At 47.4% G+C, this 4,479-nt stretch carries 5 protein-coding genes; all 5 read right to left on the bottom strand.

Translation table 11 applies throughout. The features are described 5' to 3' along the window. Window positions 1-90: 90 nt before the first annotated feature. A complete protein-coding gene (locus O9324_RS00235; RefSeq protein WP_288139174.1) occupies window positions 91-984 on the bottom strand; it encodes an ArdC family protein in 894 nt (297 codons plus the stop codon). 67 nt (window positions 985-1,051) lie between these two features. Next, complete coding sequence (locus O9324_RS00230; protein ID WP_288139173.1) at window positions 1,052-1,255, bottom strand: hypothetical protein; 204 nt, start codon at window positions 1,253-1,255, stop codon at window positions 1,052-1,054. Between the two features lie 72 nt (window positions 1,256-1,327). After that, on the bottom strand, window positions 1,328-1,483 hold the full coding sequence (locus O9324_RS00225) for a hypothetical protein (RefSeq protein ID WP_288139172.1): 156 nt from the start codon (window positions 1,481-1,483) through the stop codon (window positions 1,328-1,330). 111 nt (window positions 1,484-1,594) lie between these two features. Next, complete coding sequence (locus O9324_RS00220) at window positions 1,595-1,963, bottom strand: hypothetical protein (protein WP_288139171.1); 369 nt, start codon at window positions 1,961-1,963, stop codon at window positions 1,595-1,597. A 1,343-nt stretch (window positions 1,964-3,306) separates the two neighbouring features. Then, window positions 3,307-4,257 carry a hypothetical protein gene (locus O9324_RS00215; protein WP_288139170.1) on the bottom strand — a complete coding sequence of 317 codons (951 nt, stop codon included), beginning with the start codon at window positions 4,255-4,257 and terminating at the stop codon, window positions 3,307-3,309. Window positions 4,258-4,479: the final 222 nt, after the last annotated feature.

The following is a 4,479-nucleotide window of genomic DNA, read 5'->3' as shown; positions in this document are numbered from 1 at the left end:
GTAGAGGAGTCTATTTATACTACCACTTACTTTGCTTCGGGATGAACCCGAGTCAGTCTGGGTCGCTGAATCCTTTATTGGGTAAGCTTTTCAACCTGTTTGACACTCTCTTACTCGAAAAAATGAGCGAACGGTGAGTTTCGTGGCCATACCAGCGGCCTTGAAGAAATATTTATTATCGTTTTTCAGCGCTTTTAACCAGCTGCCTAGATAGTTGGCGTGGTGTTCCAGTTCTCCCGTGTAGTTAAATTCGTTGAGAACGAGTGCGGCGGCAAGTTCGGCGATCAGTTCCTCGAAAGCATAGGATTGAGAGCCGAAAGCACCCGATAGGTTTCGATTCAGTCGCGTTTTGTGTCCCGTCCAGTGGGCGAGTTCGTGGATCGCCGTTCCGTAGTATCCCGCCAGACTCTGGAAGCTGGATAATTCCGGGAGGCGGATCTCGTCTTGTTCTGGACTGTAGAAAGCTCGATCGCCACCGTGGGAGATCGTCGCCTCTTGGCTGTTAAGGAATTTCTGCATGATCGGATCGGTGGTGTGTTCCCGTCCGATCGGTTCGGGTTTTGAGAAGTGAGCGATCTTGATCTCGGCGTTTTTATCCTCGACACAGGCCACGTTAAAAACGTTAAACCATTTGGCAGAATTCCGAAATTCCCTGACGGTTTCACCTCGATCATCTTCTATTTCTACCGCGTAGCAACCACCCCAACGAATCCAAGTGGATTCGGAGCCTTTTTTAATCGTCCAGCCGTTTTCTTTCGCTTGCTTAAAAGTCAGAAAGTAGGGCTGTTCATAGTTTTGAGCCATGCAATCGATCGCACAGAGTAGCGGGTTAATGCCCGTGTATTCGTGACCCGTGATCAAATTCTGATAGCCGACTGCTTTCCAAGGTTTTACCCAAGGCTTAACGCCATTTTCTAGTAACTGCATTAAGCGATCGCTGACGATTTGGAATTTGTCCGAGGGTGTATAGTTTGATTTAGCCATTGTTCAGATGTCCTTTATCGGTTTCTGGGGGGCGGCAAGCGCCCCGATGTGCAATTGCAATTACTGTTTATTTGCAGGCCTCGATCAGCAGGTCAGCGATCAAAAAATCGTGGTGGTTGGGCGGTGTCCAACTATCTTCTGGTTCGGTCAGTAGCAGGGAAATATTCTCGATCGCTTTATTGAGCATTTGGGAGCGCTCGAAGGAACTATCTTGGCTCTCTTGTTTTGCGAGCAGTAAATAGTCAAGAGCGTTTTCTAGATGGGATTTCATGATATTCTCCAGATGGTGATTTAATGTGTTGGTCAGCCTAGCTAATTGCAGTTAGCTAGGTTGATATGGAACCTATAAATGGTTAGCAACTGGGACAATTTCTAATAATTTGGTTACGGTCATCGTCCCCACTTTTGTTCGATCACTATTCCGCCAAATTAATATGAGTTTTTCCTTTTCTACGGTCGTTCCGACTATTTCGATCCAGTTATCTGGAAATAAGGTCATCGCTTTATCCTTTTTTCTTTGGTTTATACTTTTATTTTATCATAAATTTTTGATAAAATATCAATAAATAGATAAAAAATCCCCGCATTTTTGCGGGGAAGATAATATTTTTTAATAGGAAACTTTTTCGGATTCTAGTGCCTCGATCGAGTGATTTCTGTATCTTGAATTTTTCAGATCGATCGGGACGCACTGACTTAAATCTGCACCTAAATTTACCGCTAATTTGAGGGCATCATTCCAGGCCATCCCCTCGATTTTACATTCCCATTTATAGGCTTTCAATCTTTTGGCGAGTCGAATTTCAAAGCTTTGAATATCCAGATGCTGGCAAGCTTTTTTAAGCTCGGCTTTATTATTTCCCGCTAGGTAGGTAAGGAATCGCCGGCGTACCCGATCCCTCGGGTTGATAGGCCAGCGCTGTTCGCCGTTATCAGAAAGAAAGATCGTTACTCGATCGCAGAGGTTCAACTGATACATAAGGTTCTCTCCAAAAACTTCTATGATTTTATTATATCACAAAATAATGATAATTTATCATTAAATAGAAAAATTTTTTAGATAAAATGGGATAAAAAAGCGGGGAAGTCCCCGCTAGAAAAGCACTAGAAAAGCAATAGCTGAGAGGCAACCGGCGACCACAGCCACCAGCCGCCGCCCACCGACACCAGCCCCCATCCCGGCGAGGGGATATCGGGGGGAAGGAAAACTGCGCACCGCAAGTCGGAACCGACCGCTAAGGCTAGAGAAGACCAAGAACCAGCACCGAACCCGCCGAAACAACGGGAAGAAGACCTAGACGGCAGCAGACCGGGGGGACAGGGAGACGCAGGGAAGGAGAGCCAAACGCCGTCGGGGGAAACGGAGCCAACGCAGGCCACCGAGCGGGCCGCAAAGGAGCCACGCCCAACCCCGAACGAGGAGACCGAGAAAACGCGGGCGCACGCAAAAAGAGAACGGACAAGGCGATCGACACCCCCGGCACACCCCACGGAGATCGGGCAAGAGGCGGGAACCTCTGCGGCAACAGCAGAAACGGCCGCGAGAGAGGCGGCGGAAGGGGAACGCGAACCAGAGAAGCCAACGCAGGGCGCGGTGGCAACAAGAGAAACGACGGCATCAGGAATCACAGGCAGAAAAATAACTCTATCTCTCTATTTTATCATTATTTTACGATAAAATATCATTAAAACTCAAAAAAAGAGGCTATCCGGCGCGCCGAAGGCGCGCCAGTCAAGGAAAAAAGCTCAAAGGTCCCCGGCGGGCAGTCTGCGGCTGGCGCGCCCCCCACCAGCCGACCGCAGCGAAGTCCCGGACCCCAGAGGCGCGCCAAAGTCCGCAAGCAACCAGAGGGGACCAACCCACCGGCAACTGTCAAGCGACCGCAACCTCTGCTAGATCAGGACTAGGCGGCGGGTGGGGTGGGGGGGTGGGTGGTCGGCGCGAACGAGAAGGTGCGGGGGCATCTTCATCGGTAAGCGAATGGGCTAAGGATACCCCCCCCGCCCGACGAGCGAAGCAAATTTAAGTTTTGTTGGCAGTTTTTTAAATGCTGGTATGGCTTCGGAGCGCGGCCCGTAGGGCGGCGCGGTTAACCCCTAGGCGTGGGACAAGACAAGCGGAGCGGCGAGGATAAGCTTCAAGCGTGCGGATTAATCGAAATTCGCCGCTCGGCTGGTTATTTGCGGTCTATAGGAGAACTTTCAGGCTGCGCCGCGCGAGGGATGGGAGGGAGCCGACCGGTAGGGAGGCGCGCGTAGCGCCGTAGCGATAGCGAAGTCCCGGACAGCCCGGCCCGTAGGGCGCGCCCCGATGATCCTTTTCTAGGGAATCTGGTACTCCTTTCTGTTTTCCCGATCTCGCCTTGGCCATCCTTCCCTGATTGCCTTTTTCCGCAAGCCTTCGATCGATTTTGGCCAGCCCTTCCGGCGCTGGTCTAGTATTTCCTGCAAGGTTAGCCACTTGCCTTGAGTGGGGGCATCATCTAAGCTGTCATCTAGTTTAGTATCTAGGCTATCATCTAAATTAGTATCTAAATTAGTATCTAAGTTTTCATATAGCCTTGCCTCTATAGCTTTTATCGTTGCTGCGATCAAGGTAATGATCGAAAGAGGATATCTTTTATCCATAATTACTGCTAAATTAGTATCTACTTTAGTATTTAACTTGGTATCTAAGCTCTCATCTAAGCTCTCATCTGGGCTATCGTTGAAAATCTCGCTATAGCTTTCATATAGACTACTATCTAGGCTATCATCTAAATTAGCATCTAAATTAGTATCTAAGTTCTCATCTAGCCTTGCCTTTATAGCTTTTATCTGATGATCGATCTCGATCGATTTATCTCTAATATCCTTGATGTCGCTGTTTGTGGCTAATGTCCAGTTATCAAGGCGATTTTTTATTTTTTCTATTTGATCATCGATCGCGATCGATCTATCTTTCATTTCCTGATCGATATTCTTTATTTGATCATCAAAACCTGAAACCCAGTGAGATAGTTTATTAGCAAGGTCTTCGATCTCGCGTTGCGACCGCGTTGCGACCGATTTTTCCATGGCATCTAATTTATCATCTAGCTTGGCATCTAAGCTATTCTCTATTAAGATTCTGAGCTTATCATCTAAGCTATTATCTAAGCTCACATCTAAGCTTGCATCTAATTGATCGATCAGGAATTGCTTGGCTGCCAGATTCTCGGTCAAGTCCGGGTATAGCGATCGGATTTTGTCTAGGTAGCGATCGCTGATTGAAAAGCTAATTACTTTACTCATAGCATTTAATCTAAGATGATAGCTTTATTATACATCTAATAAGCTTAGATGCTAGTCTCCGGCTCCCCCCCTCCCCAAGAGTAGGGCTGTTTCATTCTCCGAATCTAATTCTTTTTTTGCTACCTTTAATCCCTTATAAGGTAAGCAAAGCACGACGTTTTTAAAAATTTTCAGCTATGTATTTCCGAGAAATCGACTAAAAACGTTGCCAGATAAGGATTT

Origin of the sequence: Microcystis sp. LE19-84.1B (assembly GCF_027531875.1) — a bacterium.
Lineage (GTDB): Bacteria > Cyanobacteriota > Cyanobacteriia > Cyanobacteriales > Microcystaceae > Microcystis > Microcystis panniformis.
The sequence above is the reverse complement of the archived record's forward strand: the minus strand, read 5'-3'. Positions and strand labels throughout refer to the sequence as shown.